An 18,214-nucleotide genomic window follows, 5' to 3' on the forward strand; every position below is an offset into this window, starting at 1 on the left:
ATCGAGGCATGACGCGGATGCTGGACCGCCGGACGCTGAACCGGGCGGCGCTGGAGCGGCAGCTGCTCCTTGAACGCTCGGCCATGCCCGTCCTGGAGGCGGTCGAAAGGCTCGTCGCCATCCAGGCGCAGGAGACCAACATGCCGTACATCGGGCTCTGGACGAGGCTGGAGGGCTTCCGCCGCGACGACCTCACGAGCCTCCTCTACGACCGGTCCGCCGTGCGCAGCTCGATCCTGCGGGGGACGCAGCACATGGCGTCGGCCGCCGACTTCGTGTGGGTGCGTCCCCTCGTCCAGGAGAGCCTCCTGCGCGGGCGCCAGGCGGCGTTCGGCAGCGTCACCAGGGACTGGGACCTGGAGAGCCTCGCCGCCGAGGCCCGCAGGCTGCTGAAGGGGCGGACCCTCACCCGCCCGCAGCTCGGCCGCGCCCTCGCCGAGATCTGGCCGGGCCGCGACCCGCAGGTGCTCGGCTGGTCGGCGCAGACGCTGGTCTCGGTCGTCCATCCGCCGCCCAGCGGGACGTGGGACACCGGCGGCGCGACCCCGTTCGCCCTGGCGGAGGAGTGGATCGCCCGGCCGCTCGCCAAGGAGTCGCCGGACCGGCTGATCCGCCGCTACCTGGCCGCGTTCGGCCCCGCCTCCGTAAAGGACTTCCAGATGTGGTCCGGGATGCGCCGCATGGACGCCGCCTTCGAGGAGCTCCGCCCGTCCCTCCGGACCTACAGGGACGAGGACGGCGCGGAGCTGTTCGACCTTCCGGAGATGTCCCTCCCGGACGCAGGCGCCCCCGCACCCGTCCGCTTCCTCCCGGCCTTCGACAACCTGATCCTCGCCTACGCCGACCGCCGCCGCATGATGACGGACGAGCAGCGCAAAGCCGTGTGCGTGGGAGCCGTCACGAGGCCGACCCTCCTGGTCGACGGACGCGTCCACGGCGTCTGGACGCTCAAGCACGACCGGAAGGCGGCCCGTGCCGACCTGACCGTCGAGCTGTTCGCCCCCCTCGAAGACGAAGGGCCGGTCCGCGACGAGGCGGCCCGCCTCCTGGCCTTCGCCGCCACCGACGCCGACCACGCCCTGCGCATCACGCCCTGGACGGGATGAGCCCGCCGGCCGTCAGGTGATCGGCATGGTGACCGCGAGCGGCCAGGCCAGCAGCACGCCGCCGACGACCGCGGTCACCCACGCCGGGGCGCGCACCGCGCGCAGCGCCGCCGCCTGGACGCCCTGCCAGGCCAGGAGACCGGCGATCAAAGGCGACACCAGCAGCACCAACGGTGAGACGGCCCCGACGAGGGCGGCCGCGCAGAGGGCGGCCAGCGCGGCCGTCGCCGACCACGCGTGCACGCCGATCGCGGTCAGCCGCTCATGCCCGGCGCACAGCGCCTCGACACCGAGGCAGTACAGGCCGGTCCCCACGGTGATCGGGACGAGCGCCCACACTCGCGGCCCCACCGGCACCGCGTGCGCCCACCCCAGTTGGGCCGGGACGGCGAACGACACCACCGTCAAAAGGACGAGGACGGCCGCCGCCGCGATCGTCCGCACCCTGGGCCGCCCGCCGAGGAAAGCCGCGTCCCGCGCGCAAACGAGCGCCACCACGCCGGCGACGCCGAAGAAGCCTGCGAGCGGCCCGGCCACCGCGAGCGGCAACTGGAACACCCCCATTACGGGCACCGCAGCCGCGACGGCGAACGCCGCCGCCACCAGCGCGAACCTCACCGAGACGCGGCGGCGCGCCTCGCGGTGGTCGGACGGCCGCCCGAGCAGCGCCGCGGCGATCGCCCCGAAGCTCAGCACCGCCGCGAGATGCAGCAGCATCGCCGCCCCCGCCCGCTGGACGGCGCGCACGTCCGCGACCGGAGGCGAGCGATGACCGAACGCCGCGTCGAGCCAGGCGCCGGTCTCGCGATGGGTGCGCGGGCTGAACAGCACCCCGGCGTGCTCGACGCCCCCGACGATGACGGCCCGCCGCGCCGTCCCGTCCTGCGGGTCGCCGTACGTCCTGCCCGGCCGCCCCTCCGGGTAGACGTCTCGCAGTGCCCGGACGGCGCCGTCCCGGTATGCGGGGAACTCCAAGCCACCGGCGAGCAGCAGCACGTTCCGGGCCGAGGCCGGCACCGCCATCTCCCCTTGCGAGATCGCGACCGTCGCGCCGACGGACGGATGCGCCGTGCCGTACCGGATGACCGCGGCGGCCCCCAGCGAGTGCCCGACGAGGCCGATGCGCTCGCCGTCCACGAACGGCATGGCCCGCAGATGCCGGACGGCGACGTCCAGATCCCGGTCGAGCCGCGCCTCGGCGGCCGGCCCGGCCCCGTTCCCGGGCAGCCGCCGCGTACTGGCCCCGTGCCCCGCGAGATCGACCAGCGCCACCGCGTACCCGCGCCGCGCCAGCGTGTCCGCGAACCCGCGCATGAGCCGCCCGCCGGCGCCGAGCCCGTGCGCCACCACGACCCCCGGCATCCGTCCGGCCGCCCCGGCACCCCGCACGACCTCGACCGGCACCCCCTCGACCACCACGCCCCGCCGCTCGACCCCGCGATCCGCCGTTAGAACCCCCACACCCCCGACAAGGGCACAAACAACCCCCACCACCACCGCCGCGATCCGCATCGGAGTCAGGCCGCGGCGTCCTCTCCCACGGTGATCGTGAAGGTGGTGTGCATCGCCCTGGCGATCCGGTCGAGCATTGCCAGGGTGGGGACTCCGCCGCCGCCCTCCAGCCGCGACAGCGCAGGCTGAGTGATACCGGCGCGCTCGGCCACCACCGCCTGCGTGAGCCCCAGTTCAAGGCGCCGTTCGCGCACCATGTCACCGAGCCGCAGGTCGAGACCCGCCTGCTCGTACTCAGGATGGGCCGTGCCCTCCTCTCGCAGCCGCTTCGCGCGGTAGGCCCGCCACCCGGTATGCCCGGCCATCACTTACTCCTCTCGTAGACGTGCCCCGCAGGCTCCAAGTGGGACGACTCACAGATCCTTCGCATGAAGATCGCTCGTTCCACGTCCCCGGGCTGGGAGCCATTGCGCACCTTCTGGAAAGCCGTGAGCAACATGATCAGGCGTCCGCGCGCTGCTGGCAGCCAGTAGGTGATCCGCCATGTGGTGTCCTCCAGGTGAAGACGGAGCTCTCGAACGCCGTCCCGTAAGGCCCGGGTGTGATTGCCGTCGAGCATGTTTCCACGATTCACCAGGTAGTCGTCCACGTTGCGCATGACGCGCTGGTACTGGACGTAGGTCAGGGTGTCCAGCCATGCGACGACCTCGGGTTCCATCTCGATGTCGAACATACCCTCAATGATATATGTCATCGATGATATGACGCTGACGATTGAGAAGTCCAGGTCTTGCGGGCGCTGAATCGGGGGCGTCTGTCAGTGGATGTCTGTACAAATGGGGGCGTGACGGAGTGGGACGAGGCGGCGCTGGCGCGGTTGCGGGCGGTCGCGCACCTGGGCATCGGGGATGCCGGCCTGCTCCGGGGGCGTTCGCTGAGTCCCGTTCTCCAGTACGCCGGGGACGTGCTCGTCGCGGCGCTGGCCCAGGGGAGTGACGTGCGGTCGCTCGCCCTCGCCTGCCTCGACGAGCTGAACAAGCGCGGTCTGCCGGGCGACGCCGAGCTGGCGGACGAGCTCGCCGCCGCCCTCGGGGAGCGGGCGCCGACCGGGCTGGCTCCGCTGCCCGTCGATCTCGGGGCGGTGGCGGCGGCGATGGACGACGGGTTCCAGGTCCTCGATCCCGAGCGCGGGGACGTGCTCCCCGCCGACGAGGCGGACGGGCTGCCGGTCCTGCCGGGCGTCCTGCCGGAAGGGGAGGACGCCCGGCGGGGAGCGGCCCGCGCGTGGCTGGCGGAGCAGGGGTTCCGGCCCGTCCCGCGGAGCCTCTAGGAGCCGGGGCGCACCAGGGGGAACGGGATCGTCTCGCGGATGCTGCGGCCCGTCAGTGTGATCAGCAGCCGGTCGATGCCCATGCCCATGCCCCCGGCGGGCGGCATCGCGTACTCCAGGGCGCGCAGGAAGTCCTCGTCCAGCTCCATGGCCTCGGGGTCGCCGCCCGCGGCCTGCAGCGACTGCTCGGTCAGCCGCTGCCGCTGCAGGATCGGGTCGATCAGCTCGGAGTAGGCGGTGCCGAGTTCGAGGCCGAAGATGATGAGGTCCCACTTCTCGGCCAGGCGCGGGTCGTCGCGGTGCGGGCGGGTCAGCGGGGACGTCTCGGCCGGGTAGTCGCGGACGAACGTCGGCGCCGTCAGGTGCTCCTCGACGAGCGCCTCGAACAGCTCCTGGACGACCTTGCCCTGCCCCCACTGCGGGTCGGCGTTCAGCCCGAACCGCTCGGCGAGCGACCGGACCCGGTCCGGCGCGGTGCCCGGGGTGATCTCCTCGCCGAGGGCCTTGGAGACCGACTCGTAGACGGTGATCTCCTGCCACGGCTCGGCGAGGTCGTGCTCGACGCCGTCCCGGACGACGACCGTGGTGCCGAGGGCGGCGCGGGCCGCGTCCACGACGAGGGAGCGGGTCAGCTCGGCCATCGTGTCGTAGTCGCCGTAGGGCTCGTAGGCCTCCAGCATCGTGAACTCGGGGTTGTGCCGCGGCGAGACGCCCTCGTTGCGGAAGCTGCGGTTCAGCTCGAAGACGCGGCCGACGCCGCCGACGAGGAGGCGCTTGAGGTACAGCTCGGGCGCGATCCGCAGGTAGAGCTGCATGTTGTAGGCGTTGATGCGGGTCGTGAACGGGCGGGCCGTGGCGCCGCCGTGCACGGGCTGGAGCATCGGCGTCTCGACCTCCAGGTACCCGCGGGCGCGCAGGCCGTCCCGGACGGCGGCGACGGCGTCGCCGCGCATCCGCAGCATCCGGCGCGACTCGTCGTTGACGATGAAGTCGACGTACCGCTGCCGGACGCGGGCCTCCGGGTCCGCCAGGCCGGTGCTCTTGTTCGGCAGCGGGCGCAGGCACTTGGCGGCGAGCGTCCACGAGGACGCGAGGACCGACAGCTCGCCGCGCCGCGACGTGACGACCTCGCCCCGCACGCCGACCTGGTCGCCGAGGTCGATGAGCGACTTCCAGCGCCGCAGCGACTCCTCGCCGAGCGCGTCGGAGGTCAGCATGACCTGGAGGTCGCCGGTCTCGTCCCGCAGCGTGACGAAGATCAGCCGGCCGTGCTCGCGGGCGAGGACGACCCGTCCGGCGATCGCGACGGCGTCGCCGGTGCGGGTGTCGGGCGCGAGGCCGGGGTGCCGCGCCCGGACGGCGGCGGCGTCGTCGGTGCGCTCGCAGCCGAGCGCGTACGGCTCCATCCCGGCGGCGCGGATCTGGTCGAGCTTGGCGTGCCGGACCCGTTCCTGCTCCGACAGCCGGCGCTGCGGCGCGCGGGCCGCCTCCGCGGCCTCCTCGATCTGCTTGATCTTGTCGACGAGGTCGTCGGACGGGACCATCGCGGCGGCGCGGTCCAGCTTGGGGCGGTTCAGGCTCGGCAGGAACCCCTCGGCGCGGGCGTAGGCGAGGCCCAGCCGGACGATGTGCCGCCCGTGCTCGTAGCAGATGAAGCGGGGCCGCCAGTCGGGCATGTACTTGGCGTTCGACAGGTACAGCGACTCCAGCTGCCAGAACTTCGACGCGAACGACAGGAGCCGGTAGTAGAGCCGGGCGACCGGGCCCGCGCCGATCTGGGAGCCGCGCTCGAACGCCGAGCGCAGCATCGCGAAGTTCAGCGACAGGTGCTGCGCGCCGACCGCGGCGGCCTTCTCGGCGAGCTTGGCGACCATGTACTCGTTGAGGCCGTTCTCGGCGAGCCGGTCGCGGCGCATCAGGTCGAGCGACAGGCCGGCCCGCCCCCAGGGGACGAAGCTGAGCAGGCCGCGCAGCTCCCCGTGCGCGTCGAACGCCTCGACCATGACGCAGCGCCCGTCGGTGGGGTCGCCGAGCCGGCCGAGCGCCATCGAGAAGCCGCGCTCGGTCTCCTCGCCGCGCCAGGCGTCGGCGCTGCGGATGAGCTTGGCCATCTCCCAGCCGGGGATCTGCGAGTGGCGGCGGATCCGCACCGTGTACCCGGCCCGCTCGACGCGCCGGACGGCCTGGCGGACCTGCCGCATCTCGCGGCCGTCCAGGTTGAAGTCGGTGAGGTCGACGATGGCCTCGTCGCCGAGCTCCAGCGCGTCGAAGCCGTGCCGCCTGTACACGCGGGCGGCGCGCTCGCCGACGCTGACCGCGCCGGGGATCCAGGCGTGCGCGCGGCACTCGCCGAGCCACGCCTCGATCGCCTGGTCCCACGACTCGGGGTCGCCGAGCGGGTCGCCGCTGGCCAGCGAGACCGCGCCCTCCACCCGGTAGGCGATGGCCGCCTTGCCGTTGGGCGCGACGATGACGTCCTTGTCGCGGCGCAGCGCGAAGTAGCCGAGGGAGTCCTGGTCGCCGTACTCGGCGAGCAGCGCGCGCGCCGCCAGTTCCTCCGGGGGGCTGAGGACGGCGTCGCGCCGCCCCGGCCTGAACAGGGCCCAGAACGTGGCGATCAGCAGCCCGGTGCCGAGCACCCACAGGATCACGTCCACCCAGAACGGCACCGACACGTCGATCGGCTTGCCGGTGACGCGCGGCCCGAGGACGGTCTGGGAGATCGCGTAGAGCGGGTGCGTCCAGAAGTCGCCGCGGGGGTTGCGGTCGGTCAGCGTGACCAGGAACGTCCCGATCCCGCCGGTCACGATCAGCAGGCTGGTGAAGACGAGGGTTGCGAGGCGCCGGTTGGCCCGGTCGGGCAGGGTGGTGAACTGGCCGCGCGCGGCGATGAGCAGGCCGAGCACCGCGAGGTACACGGCGGCGGTGACGATGAGGCCGACGGGGGTGGGCTTGGCCGGGTTGAACAGCGTCGTCAGGACGGCGGTGACGCCGAGCGCGGTGGGCAGGCAGAAGATCAGTACGAGGATCCGCCACGCGGCCTTCTTGCGCCGCCGGACGCCCATCGAGAGCAGGATCCACAACAGGCCGATCGGGACGCTGGGGAACCAGCCGAGGTAGCCGATCCATCGCAGCGCCCAGATATCGGCTATCTCAAGGATGAGACCATAGGAGACCCATGCGAGCAGCGACAGGATCCCGGAGAGTCGGGTGTACCAGAAGAAGATCGTCGGCGCGGCCTGGATCAGGCGGCTCCACTCGCCCCGCAGGCCACGCTGCGGGCCCTGCTCGGTCATGGTCCCCTTTCTACCGGGTCGCACGTCGATCACGTCTCCGACCCCGCGCGCCCGTCCGGCGGCGAACCCCGGGGTGATGTCGGGCGTCGTACGGGTAAGGGGATGTGGCTTGCACTCTCGGTCCAAGGTTGTCAGCAAAAGTCGATATGGTCGCGGATATGCCAAATGAACCCACCGGTGAGCGGTTGCTCGCCCGCCGCTACCGCCTGGTGACCCAGGTCGGCCGAGGCGGCATGGGGACGGTCTGGCAGGCGCACGATGAGGTCCTCGGTCGTGACGTTGCGGTGAAGGAGGTCATCCTCCCGCATGGTCTCACCGATGAGGAACGCGCCGTGCACCACAAGCGCACGTTCCGTGAGGCCCGGACCGCGGCGCGGCTCAGCCACCCCGGCGTCGTCGCCGTCTACGACGTCGTCGAGGAGGACGACCGCCCCTGGATCATCATGGAGCTGATCAAGGCCCGCTCCCTGGACCAGGTGATCAAGCAGGAGGGGCCGCTGGAGCCGCGCCGGGCCGCGGAGATCGCCCGGCAGATGCTCGCCGCGCTGCACGCCGCGCACGAGGCCGGGGTGCTGCACCGCGACGTCAAGCCGAGCAACGTGCTGATCACCGGCACGGGCCGGATGGGCGAGCGCGCGGTGCTCACCGACTTCGGCATCGCGACCGCCTCGGGCGACGCGACCCTCACCCAGACCGGGCTCGTCATGGGCTCGCCCGCCTACATCGCTCCCGAACGGGCCCGCGGCCGCGTCGCCGGGCCCGCCTCCGACCTGTGGTCGCTGGGCGTCACGCTGTACGCGATGCTGCACGGCAAGTCGCCGTTCGAGCGTCCCGAGCCGATGGCCGCGCTGGTCGCGGTGATCTCCGACGAGCCGGACCCGCCGGAGAAGGGCGGCCGGCTCGTCCCCGTCATCGAGGGCCTGCTGCGCAAGAACCCCGAGCGGCGGATGGACGCGATCGAGGCGGGCCGCATGCTCGACGAGATCGTCCGGCAGGAGACCGTCGACACCCAGCGGACGATGGCCGTCGAGTACCCCGTCGATGAGGCGCCCGCCGCCCAGACCACCATCCCGGAGGCCCCCGAAGAGGCGCCCCGCCCGGTGGACGGCGGAGCCCGCCCCGACCAGCTCACCAGCTTCGACCTCCCGAGGGGGGTGCCGAACGCGCAGGGCAAGCCGAGCGCGCCGGAGCCCGCCGACCCGGCCGAGACCGCGCCCGACCCCGACCGGGTCAGTTCGTGGCGGCCCGGCCCCCGCACCGAGCCCGCCGCGCAGGCCACGCGGGCGAGCGAGAGGCCGGAGCCGGGACCGGACACCCACTTCCCGCCGACCACGCACCACCCGTCCGCCGGACGTCCCGCGCTCGCGTCCAACCGCAACGTGCTGATCATCGCGGCGGTGGTGCTGCTGGTGATCCTGGTCATCGCGGGGATCGCGCTGGCGAGCAACGGAGGCGACGACAAGGGGCAGAAGGAGAAGAAGAGCACCTCGGGCCCCTCGGCCACCGGGAAGGCCTCGTCGTCCTCGCCGGTCAAGTCGAAGAAGCCGAGCCCGGCCGTCCCCGCCGGGTTCAGGACGCACAAGGACCGCAGCGGCTACTCCATCGCCGTTCCCGGCGACTGGAAGGGGCCCGAGCGCAAGAACGGCGGCGACTTCTTCTACGCGCCCGGCCGCAAGACCTACATCCAGATCGACCAGACCGACGACCCGGGCCCCAGCGCGATCGACGACTGGCGGCGGCAGGAGCGGGGCGGCTCCGGCTGGCCCGGCTACCGGAAGCTCAGGATCGAGGCGACCGGCGACCACCCGCCGGTGCCCGACACCGGCAACGGCGACAAGTCCGCGGACTGGGAGTTCACCTACAACGGCGACGGAGGCCGGGTGCACATCCTCAACCGCGGGTTCGTGACGAAGGGCCACGGCTACGCGATCCTGCTCCGGGCCCCCGACTCCGACTGGGACGAGGTGTACTCCGAGCTCCAGCCGGTCTACCGGTCCTTCAAGCCCGCGGACGCCTGATGGAGGGGCGTCTTTTGGCCGGCCGGTACCGGCTCGAATCCGTCGTGGGACGCGGCGGCATGGGCACCGTGTGGCGCGCCCGCGACGAGACCCTCGACCGCGAGGTCGCGGTCAAGGAGGTCGTGCTGCCCTCGGGCCTCAGCGACGAGGAGCGCGAGAACCGGCACCGCCGGACGCTGCGCGAGGCCCGCGCCTCGGCCAGGCTGAACCATCCGGGCGTCGTGACCGTACACGACGTCGTGGACGAGGACGGCCGGCCGTGGATCGTCATGGAGCTGGTGCGGGCCCGCTCCCTCCAGGAGATCGTGGACGAGGACGGCCCGCTGCCGCCCGGACGGGTCGCGGCGATCGGCGCCCAGATCGCGGGCGCGCTGCGGGCGGCGCACGCGATCGGCGTCCTGCACCGCGACGTCAAGCCGGCGAACGTGCTGGTCACCGGCGACGACCGGGCCGTGCTCACCGACTTCGGCATCGCGCAGCTGGCGGGCGACGCCACCCTCACCGGCACCGGGCTGATCATGGGGTCGCCCGCGTACATGTCGCCGGAGCGGGTGAACGGCGACCCGGCGATCCCCGCGTCCGACCTGTGGGCGCTCGGCGCCACCCTGTACGCGGCGACGGAGGGCAGGGCGCCGCACCACCGCAGTGACGCGATGGCCGTCCTCGCCGCCGTGATGACGCAGGACGTCCCGCCGCCGAAGAACGCGGGGCCGCTCGCGCCCGTCCTCACCGGCCTGCTGGAGCGCGACCCCGTGCGGCGGCTGCCGGGCGACCGGGCCGAGGAGGCGCTGAAGGCGATCGCCTCCGGGCACGCCGCGGACGTGGCCGCCGCGCAGATCGCCGCGAACGAGGCGACGGCGGCCGAAGGCGGCCCCTGGACGGCGTACCCGCCCGCGCAGTCGCCCCCGGCCGCGCAGACGCCCCCGGCCGCGCAGTCGCCCGTGCCCGCGCAGGCGTCCATTCCGGTGCCCGTGCCGTCCGAGATGACGACGCACTACCCGCCGGGAACCGGCACGCAGTGGACGCCGGGGCAGCCGCCCGCGCAGGCGCGCAGGAGGTCCCCGGTCGTGCCGGTCCTCGCCGGCGTCGTCGCCGCGGCGGCGGTCCTGGCGGTCGCCGCGTTCGCCTTCTGGCCGCGGGGCTCGTCGGCCGGCGGCCCGGACGCGTCGCAGCCCCCGCAGGCCGCCGGGCAGCCCACGCAGGGCACGCAGACCGGGCAGACCACGCCCACCGCGCCGTCGAACACCCCCAAGCCCACGAGGGGTTCGGGCGACCGGCGGCTTCCGGACGGGCTCGTCCTCGCGAGCGGCCCCGGCTACACGATCGGGGTCCCGCGCGGGTGGCGGCGCTCGGTGCAGGGCAACAGCGTCGTCTGGACCGACCCCGCGTCCAGCGCCTACGTGCAGGTCGACCGGACGGTCTGGTCCGGCGACCCCTACGAGCACTGGGTGACCTGGGAGCGGGAGGCGATCGCGGACGGCAAGCTCAAGGACTTCCAGCGGATCGGAGAGATCACCCGCACGACCGTCGCCGGGCGGCCCGCGGCCGACATCGAGTTCACCTGGTCCCGCTCGGGCGTCACGCGCGCGAGGGACCGCGGAGTGATGGTGAACGGCCGGCCCTTCGCCGTGGTGGTGGCGCTACCCGCCTCCCAGTGGAACGGGAACGAGGCACTCGTGAACAATGTGCTCGACACGTTCCGTCCCTCCGGGGTGGGATGACCAGTGGGGGGACCTTCTAGAAATGGCACAGGCACGTCTGCTCGGTAACCGCTACCGGCTCGACTCGGTGGTCGGCCGCGGCGGCATGGGCACCGTGTGGCGCGCCTTGGACACCATGCTGGGCCGCGAGGTCGCGGTGAAGGAGGTCGTCCTCCCGCCGGGTCTGAGCGACGCCGAGCGGGCCGTCCTGTACGAGCGGACGTTCCGCGAGGCGCGCGCGTCGGCGCGGCTGAACCACTCCGGGGTGGTGACCGTCCACGACGTCGTCGAGGAGGCGGACCGGCCCTGGATCGTGATGGAGCTGGTCCTCGCCCCGTCGCTCCAGGACATCATCGAGCGCGGGCCCATGGAGCACCGCCGGGTCGCCGACATCGGGCTCCAGATGCTCGGCGCGCTCCAGCACGCCCACCAGAAGGGCATCCTGCACCGCGACGTCAAGCCCAGCAACGTGCTGGTCACCGACACCGGCCGGGCCGTCCTCACCGACTTCGGCATCGCGCAGATGGAGGGCGACTCGACCCTCACCCAGACGGGCCTGGTCATGGGATCGCCCGCCTACATCGCGCCGGAGCGGGTGCAGGGCGAGCGCGCTGTGCCCGCCTCCGACCTGTGGGCGCTCGGCGCGACCATGTACGCGGCCGTGGAGGGCCGCTCCCCCTACGAGCGGTCCGACGCGATGTCGTCGCTGCAGGCCGCGCTGATCGAGCCCGTCCCGCCCGCGCGCAACGCCGGGCCGCTCGCCCGGGTGCTGGAGGGGCTGCTCGTGCGCGAGCCGTTCCACCGGATGACGGCGGCGCAGGCGATGCCGCTGCTCACCCAGGTGGCGGCCATGTCCGCGCCGCCCCCGCCGATGCCGACGCGGCTGGACGAGACGGTGGCGGACGAGCCGTCCGCCCGCTACCTGCCCGGCGGACGGTCCGAGGGCGCGTCGGAGACCGTCCTCGACCCCGAGGACCTCGACCCGGTCACGCGCCGCGACCCGGGGCAGGACACCGACCTCGATCCGGTGACCCGCCGCGACCGCGGCGAGCCCGGCCCGGTGAACCGCCGCGGCCCGGGCCCGTTCCACGACCGGAACGCCTCGCACCCCCCGCCGCCGTCCCCGCCCCGGCCGGAGCCGGAGTCGCGGACGATGCTGGAGACGGAGTGGGCGCCGCCGCCCCCGTCCCAGCACCCGGCGGTGCGGCAGCCGCATCCGAGCCTTCCGCCGCAGACGCCTCCGCCGTGGGAGCAGCCGCAGCAGTACACGAACTGGCAGCAGCCACCGCCGCCGCCCGTCCACGACCGGCCCGGCGGTGAGCGCCGCAGGACGGTGCTGGTCGTCACGGTCGCGGTCGTCCTCGTCGTGGCCGCGGTGCTGCTGGGCGCGTTCATCCTGCGCGGCAAGCTGAGCACCGGCGCGCTAGGCGGAGCCGCCGGTCAGCCGGCGCCCCCGGCGGCGAGGCCGCTGATCTGCGCTCCGCCGGCGGTGACGGCGGGCTGCTCGGAGACCACGTCCGTCAGCACCATGTAGGGCGGGGTCAGCGGCGGCGGTGTCGCGGGGGTGAAGGTCACCGGGACGCCCAGCAGCTTGGCCGACATCTTCGTCGTGTACATGACGACGTCGCCGCTCAGCGTGAGGCCGCCGGTCCGGGTCCGGGCGGTGGCGCCGCCGTGCACGGCCGTCTGGTCCACGTTCTTCAGGACGGCCTTGGACATGCTGAACTTCAGCGCCTTCACCGTCCCGCCCGCCGAGGGGAGGGACGCGACGCCGTCGTAGCTGAGCCCCGACATCGTCAGCGAGTCGGCGCGCAGCGTCCCGGTGTCGGCGTACAGGCGCGGCCCGGTCCCGGCGTCCTTGGCCGGGGCGGGCGTCGCGGTGGGCGTGGCTGAGGGTGTGGCAGTGGGCGTGGCAGTGGGCGTGGCAGTGGGCGTGGCAGTGGGCGTGGGGGTCCCGCTGGTACTCGGCTGCGGTGACGGCGTCTGGCTCGCGGAAGGCGTCGTCGGCGCGGAGGTCTGCGCGGAGGACGGCGCGGAGGGCGAGGGAGACGGCGTCGTCGAGGCCGCGGCCAAGGCCGGGGCCGGGGTCGGGGCGGACGAGTCCGACGGCGACGGTGACGGCGACGGAGCCAGCAGGTGGACGCCCAGGAGGGCCGGGACCGCGAGGGCCGTCAGCCGCCCGCCGCGCGGCGCCGCGTGCGTCCCGGGACCGCCGCCCCGGGACGCGGTGCGGCGCCGGGGCCCGTCCGGGGACGGCGACCAGGCGAAGCCGAGGGCGCCGCCGAGCACGCCCAGCAGCAGGCCCACGAGGAACCCGCCGAAGTTGGACGTGAGGAACGACGCCAGCGACAGCAGGACGGCGAGGACGCCGTAGAAGCTGCGGTGGGCGGGCTGGAACCACAGCAGCGCGCCCGCGGTGACGAGCAGCGCGCCGATGAGCCAGCTCGCCACCCCGGCCATGCCCTGGTGGACGACGAGCGGCATCGGGGCCAGCGGGATGGCGATCAGCTCGACGCCGCCGAGGACGGCGAACACGCCTCCCCAGAAGGGGCGTGTCCGCCGCCAGCGGCGGAACCCGCGCGGCGCGCGCCGGCCCGGCCCGGTGGGGTGGGCCGGCCCGGCGCGGGGAGCGGATCCGGCGGGGCGAGGGGGTTCGGCGGGGCGAGGGGGTTCGGCGGGAAAGGTCATGGCCTCAGAAGCACTCGGCGCCGAGCTTCATGCTGAGGTCGTTCAGCTTGAAGGTCCCGGCGGTGGTCGCCCACGCGACCTGCCTGACGTTCCGCAGCTCGATCGTGGACGCCTGCTGCCCGAACATGCCCGCCGCGCCCTGGGCGCCGTCCGGGCCCTTGTCCAGCGTGCTCGCGTCCCGCCCGATCTCGATGTTGGAGAACGTGGCGTCGGCGTCGAGCTGCTCCACGTCCAGGACGAGGTCGCTCGCCTCGACGGGCTTGGCGCCGGTGCCGGCGGTCAGGCGCAGCGTGAACGGGCCGACCTTCACCGACTGGCACATGTCGCGGATCTGCGCGGACCTGATGGCCGAGACCTGCACCGGGTGCTTGGCGCCGTCCTTGCTCGCGTCGATCCCGCCGTACTGGACGAAGCCCTGCCCGCTCAGCGAGTCGGCGCTGACCTTGAAGCTGCCGCCCGAGACGGCGAAGGAGGAGGCGATCGCGCCCTGCGCGGTCATGAAGACGAGCGCGCCCGCGCCGACCGCGGCGGGGGCGGCGATCGCGGCGAACCGCTTCCAGCGGACGCGGCCGAGCGCGGCGTCGGATGAGGGGGACATGGGGGCTCCCGGGGGGTCGTGGTCCTCGACGGACCTCGGTGACACGGGTCACTGATGTGACGCAGAGTGCAAGTTACCCCCAAGTACTTACTTGCGACAAACCGGACAAGCAATACGAAAGGTAAAAGATTCGAGTCGGCTGACCTGCAAGATCATGTTCGGGCGGGGGAGGGGGCCCGGACGAGGCCGAAGCGGAGACCGGCTACGGTAAGTAGCTGCTGACGGGCGCGGCAGGCGCCGCCCCGCAGGGGAAGGAGAGGTTCAGGCGCCCGCGGTCAGGGCGTCGAGCGCCATGCGCAGATCGGCGACATGGGCGTCGAGGTCGTCGGCGGACTCGCCGGACCGCATCCGGGCGACGTCCGCCTCGATGCGGGAGACCCGCTGGTCGAGGGCCGCCAGGAGCCTGTCGTACCCCGCCGCCGAGCCCTCGCCCTCCTCCAGCGTCTGGCGCAGCAGCCGGGCCTGCTCCCGCAGCTGCTGGTTGCGGCGGTGCAGCTCCACGAACACCGACACCTTCGCGCGCAGCAGCCACGGGTCGAACGGCTTGGTGAGGTAGTCGACGGCGCCCGCCGCGTAACCGCGGAACGCCTGCTCGCCGGTGCCGCCGCCCGCGGTGAGGAAGATGATCGGGACGTCGCGGGTGCGCGGCCGGGACTTGATGTGCTCGGCCGTCTCGAACCCGTCCATCTCCGGCATCACGACATCGAGCAGGATCAGCGCGAAGTCGTCGTTCAGCAGTTCCTTCAAGGCGGCCTGGCCGGAGGTGACGGGCACGACCTCGACCGGCAGCGCGTCGAGCACGGCCGTGAGGGCGGTGAGATTCTCCTCGCGGTCGTCGACGGCCAGAATCCTCGCGTCGTGCGGCACCGGACTCCCTAGCGTCGGTGACGGCCTGTACCGTCCACCCTGTCATGGTCCTGCGGGCGACAACAGTGAATCGCCGCAGAGTAAAATTTCTAGGGCAGCCAGCCCGGTTTGACCAGTCCCGACTCGTAGGCGAACACGACGAGCTGCGCCCGGTCCCGCGCCCCGAGCTTCACCATCGTGCGGCTGACGTGGGTCTTCGCCGTGGCGGGGCTCACCACCAGCCGCGCGGCGATCTCCTCGTTCGACAGCCCCTCGCCGACCAGCGCCATCACCTCCCGCTCCCGCTCGGTGAGCGCGTTCAGCCGCGGCGAGGGCGCGGGCTCCTTGGCCCGCGCGGCGAACTCGGCGATCAGCCGCCGCGTGACGCTCGGCGACAGCAGCGCGTCCCCGTCCGCGACGGCCCGGACGGCGTGGATGAGCTCCACCGGCTCGGTGTCCTTCACCAGGAACCCGCTCGCGCCGCCGCGCAGCGCCTCGAAGACGTACTCGTCCAGCTCGAACGTGGTGAGGATCACGATCCGCACGCCGTCCATCCGCTCGTCGGAGGCGATCCGCCGGGTCGCCTCCAGGCCGTCCAGGCCGGGCATGCGGATGTCCATCAGGATGACGTCGGGGCGCAGCCGGCGGGCCCGCTCCACCGCCTCCGCGCCGTCGCTCGCCTCTCCGACGACCTCGATGTCGGGCTGCGCGTCCAGCAGCGCCCGGAACCCGGCCCGCACCAGCACCTGGTCGTCGGCCAGCAGCACCTTGATCATCGCGCGTCCCCTCCGGCCCGTGCGTCCGCCTCGGCGTCCAGCGGAAGCCGCGCCCGCACGGCGAACCCGCCGCCCGGCCGCGGACCGGCGTCGAACGCGCCGCCGAGCGCGGCGGCCCGCTCGCGCATGCCGCGGATCCCGCTGCCGGCCGGACGGTCGTCCAGCGGGGACACGCCCCGGCCGTCGTCCTCGACCTCCACCACGATCTCGTGCTCACCGTAGGCGATGCGGACCCGCGCCGTCACCGGGCCGGGCCCCGCGTGCCGGGTCACGTTCGTCAGCGACTCCTGGACGATCCGGTACGCGGCCAGGTCGGCGCCGGCGGGCAGCGGCCGCCGCTCGCCGGTGGTCTCGGCCTCGACCGCCAGCCCCGCGGACCGGGCGCGGTCGAGCAGGTCGTCCAGCCGCTCCAGCCCGGCGGTCGGGGCCCGCGGCGCGGTCTCGCCCTGCGCCCGCAGCGCGCCGATCACCCCGCGCATCTCGGTGAGCGCCTCCTTGCTGGCGTCCTTGATGGCGGCGAGCGCCGTCCGGGCCTGCTCGGGGTTCTCGTCCATCAGGTGCAGCGCCACGCCCGCCTGCACGTTGATCATCGAGATGTTGTGCGCGAGCACGTCGTGCAGTTCGCGGGCCATGCGCAGCCGCTCCTCGCTGGCCTGGCGGCGCTCCTCCTCGGCGCGCGTGCGGGCGGTCTCGGCGGCGCGCTGCGCGCGCATCCGGATCAGCTCGGCGGTGACGAGCACGACCAGCGCCCAGCCGATGACGAAGGCCGACCCGCCGAGCGTCGGCCGCTCCACCGGGAACGGGCCGCCCTGCCCGCGCTCCGCGGCCGGGACGCCGATCAGCGCGGTCAGGCCGAGGTAGGCCGCGAGGCCGATGCCCGTCCCCGCCCAGACCAGCAGCCGGTGCCCGGCGACGACGGCGGCCATCATCGCGACGACCAGGGACAGCGGCGCCGGGCCGTAGGTGTAGGCGCGCAGGAAGTACACGGCGGTCACCGCCGCGGTGGAGCACACCGTGAACACCGGGTACCGGCGCCGGAACAGCAGCAGGACGGGCCCGGCGAGGAGCAGCGCGAAGCCGAGCGGGTCCAGCGCGGTCTGCCCGACGTCGTCGCCCCCGTGCCTCCAGGGCGGGCCGTCGGACGACCGCCCCTGACGCCCGTTGTCCTGCGCGCCCAGCGACCCGAACACCTGGAAGAAGGCGAGCAGGAGGGGGACGACCCACACCGGCCACTCGGCGGGCCGCGGCCAACGCGGCGGCGAAGTGCTCATTCCTGCACGTTAGGACATGCGCTTGCGGCGCCACGTCGGCCGTGGGGAGTCAGCGCCCCTACTCCGCGGGAGGTATCCGGAGCCGGGCGCCCAGCCATGCCAGGACGCCCGGGACGTGGTCGCGCCACTGGGACGCGGACGCGGGGGAGCCGTCCACCAGGGACGTCCCGACGCGCATCGGAGGGCGCGCCAGTGAGACGAACCGCCGGGCCTGCTCGTCCTGCTTGCCGGACGCGACCAGGACCGACACCGGCGGCGGCGGGACGTTCTGGAGCCGCCACAGAAGGTCGCCCGCGAGCCGGTAGCGCTCGCTTCCGCCGTAGAGGTCGCCGTCCGGCGCGCCGAACCGGCCGCCGAGGCTCGCGGCGGCGGTGAACCGGTCGGAGCGCAGCATCGCCAGCCGGGCGGCGCAGTACCCGCCGGCGCCCGTCCCCGCGACGGCCCATCCCTCGCCGCCCCGCGCCACCCGGTACTGCGAGGCCAGGGCCTCCGGAACGTCCTGGGAGAGGTAGGTCCCGCCGAGCGTGGCGTGCCGCCCCGGCACGTCCATGCAGTCGGCGGCGCCGTGGATCCGCACCATCGCGTACACCATCGGCTGCGTCCCTCTGGCGGCCGATGGCAGGCCGGCGTCCCGCAGCCAGTCCGCGGGCGCGCCCTCCGCCATGAGGACGACGACGGGCAGCGGCTCGGCCCTCTGGAAGTACTGCGGCGGGAGGTAGACGTACGCCTCGCCCTCGATGCCGCTCCGGCCGCCGTGGATCGTCAGGCGGTCGACCCGCCCGTCCTCGGCGGGGTCCTGCTTGTGACCCGCCCGCTTGGGCGCGAGATCGGTCACGGTGCGCTGGACGAGGCGTCCCGCCGCGTGCTGCGGCTGGACGTGCTGGACGTGGACCTTCGCGGGGTCGTTGCCGAGCAGGTCGTTCCACGTCGCGTAGAACACGAAGTACCGGTTGGCCAGCAGCACGACCGACGCGGTGAGCGCGGCCTGCGTGGCCAGCAGGAGTCCCGAGCGCGCCAGCACGGCCCGGACGCCGGGCCCCGCCGGCCGCCGCCACAGGACGACGGCCGCGACCGCGCAGCCCAGCGCCAGCAGGCACACCGGCCCGATGAGGGCGGCGCTCACCGGTTCCATG

Annotated in this window: 15 protein-coding genes; 5 read left to right on the plus strand and 10 right to left on the minus strand. The window is 73.7% G+C overall.

What is annotated here, in order from left to right; genetic code table 11:
* The first annotated feature begins 8 nt into the window (after positions 1–8).
* A complete protein-coding gene (locus AB0C21_RS20525; RefSeq protein ID WP_500206035.1) occupies positions 9–1,106 on the plus strand; it encodes a winged helix DNA-binding domain-containing protein in 1,098 nt (365 codons plus the stop codon).
* 12 nt (positions 1,107–1,118) lie between these two features.
* On the opposite strand, the gene AB0C21_RS20530 is transcribed toward AB0C21_RS20525, so the two are convergent.
* The 3 genes from AB0C21_RS20530 to AB0C21_RS20540 all read right to left on the minus strand — a co-directional run bounded on the left by AB0C21_RS20530 (position 1,119) and on the right by AB0C21_RS20540 (position 3,291).
* On the minus strand, positions 1,119–2,525 hold the full coding sequence (locus AB0C21_RS20530; protein WP_500206037.1) for an alpha/beta hydrolase: 1,407 nt from the start codon (positions 2,523–2,525) through the stop codon (positions 1,119–1,121).
* Between the two features lie 98 nt (positions 2,526–2,623).
* Positions 2,624–2,923, minus strand: a complete 300-nt coding sequence (locus AB0C21_RS20535) for a helix-turn-helix domain-containing protein (protein WP_500206039.1) — start codon at positions 2,921–2,923, stop codon at positions 2,624–2,626.
* Complete coding sequence (locus tag AB0C21_RS20540; RefSeq protein ID WP_500206041.1) at positions 2,923–3,291, minus strand: type II toxin-antitoxin system RelE/ParE family toxin; 369 nt, start codon at positions 3,289–3,291, stop codon at positions 2,923–2,925. The genes AB0C21_RS20535 and AB0C21_RS20540 overlap by 1 nt, the downstream gene beginning before the upstream one ends.
* A 111-nt stretch (positions 3,292–3,402) precedes the next feature.
* Here AB0C21_RS20540 and AB0C21_RS20545 point away from each other — a divergent pair, with 111 nt between their 5' ends.
* The gene (locus AB0C21_RS20545; protein ID WP_500206042.1) at positions 3,403–3,888 is read left to right on the plus strand and encodes a hypothetical protein; all 486 of its coding nucleotides are present in this window, start codon (positions 3,403–3,405) and stop codon (positions 3,886–3,888) included.
* Here AB0C21_RS20545 and lysX read toward each other — a convergent pair.
* Entirely contained in the window at positions 3,885–7,184 is a 3,300-nt protein-coding gene (lysX, locus tag AB0C21_RS20550) for a bifunctional lysylphosphatidylglycerol synthetase/lysine--tRNA ligase LysX (RefSeq protein ID WP_500206044.1), read from the minus strand. The two genes, AB0C21_RS20545 and lysX, sit on opposite strands and share 4 nt — an antisense overlap.
* Before the next feature lie 158 nt (positions 7,185–7,342).
* On the opposite strand from lysX, the gene AB0C21_RS20555 reads away from it, so the two are divergent.
* The 3 genes from AB0C21_RS20555 to AB0C21_RS20565 are packed head-to-tail and all read left to right on the plus strand — an operon-like array spanning position 7,343 to position 12,436.
* The gene (locus AB0C21_RS20555) at positions 7,343–9,202 is read left to right on the plus strand and encodes a serine/threonine-protein kinase (protein ID WP_500206046.1); all 1,860 of its coding nucleotides are present in this window, start codon (positions 7,343–7,345) and stop codon (positions 9,200–9,202) included.
* A complete protein-coding gene (locus AB0C21_RS20560) occupies positions 9,202–10,923 on the plus strand; it encodes a protein kinase domain-containing protein (RefSeq protein ID WP_500206047.1) in 1,722 nt (573 codons plus the stop codon). The genes AB0C21_RS20555 and AB0C21_RS20560 overlap by 1 nt, the downstream gene beginning before the upstream one ends.
* 22 nt (positions 10,924–10,945) lie before the next feature.
* The gene (locus AB0C21_RS20565; protein ID WP_500206049.1) at positions 10,946–12,436 is read left to right on the plus strand and encodes a serine/threonine-protein kinase; all 1,491 of its coding nucleotides are present in this window, start codon (positions 10,946–10,948) and stop codon (positions 12,434–12,436) included.
* On the opposite strand, the gene AB0C21_RS20570 is transcribed toward AB0C21_RS20565, so the two are convergent.
* The 6 genes from AB0C21_RS20570 to AB0C21_RS20595 form a co-directional block, all read right to left on the minus strand.
* Entirely contained in the window at positions 12,343–13,590 is a 1,248-nt protein-coding gene (locus AB0C21_RS20570) for a DUF6114 domain-containing protein (protein WP_500206051.1), read from the minus strand. The two genes, AB0C21_RS20565 and AB0C21_RS20570, sit on opposite strands and share 94 nt — an antisense overlap.
* Before the next feature lie 4 nt (positions 13,591–13,594).
* A complete protein-coding gene (locus AB0C21_RS20575) occupies positions 13,595–14,188 on the minus strand; it encodes a DUF6230 family protein (RefSeq protein WP_149259284.1) in 594 nt (197 codons plus the stop codon).
* Positions 14,189–14,449: 261 nt separating this feature from the next.
* The gene (locus AB0C21_RS20580) at positions 14,450–15,055 is read right to left on the minus strand and encodes a response regulator (protein WP_149259285.1); all 606 of its coding nucleotides are present in this window, start codon (positions 15,053–15,055) and stop codon (positions 14,450–14,452) included.
* A gap of 89 nt (positions 15,056–15,144) precedes the next feature.
* The gene (locus AB0C21_RS20585; RefSeq protein ID WP_149259286.1) at positions 15,145–15,810 is read right to left on the minus strand and encodes a response regulator; all 666 of its coding nucleotides are present in this window, start codon (positions 15,808–15,810) and stop codon (positions 15,145–15,147) included.
* Positions 15,807–17,081 carry a sensor histidine kinase gene (locus AB0C21_RS20590; RefSeq protein ID WP_500206056.1) on the minus strand — a complete coding sequence of 425 codons (1,275 nt, stop codon included), beginning with the start codon at positions 17,079–17,081 and terminating at the stop codon, positions 15,807–15,809. Before AB0C21_RS20590 ends, AB0C21_RS20585 begins: the two co-directional genes overlap by 4 nt.
* Before the next feature lie 58 nt (positions 17,082–17,139).
* Positions 17,140–18,213, minus strand: a complete 1,074-nt coding sequence (locus tag AB0C21_RS20595; protein WP_500206057.1) for an alpha/beta hydrolase — start codon at positions 18,211–18,213, stop codon at positions 17,140–17,142.
* Position 18,214: the final 1 nt, after the last annotated feature.

Source organism: Spirillospora sp. NPDC049024 (assembly GCF_040649235.1).
Taxonomy (GTDB): domain Bacteria; phylum Actinomycetota; class Actinomycetes; order Streptosporangiales; family Streptosporangiaceae; genus Spirillospora.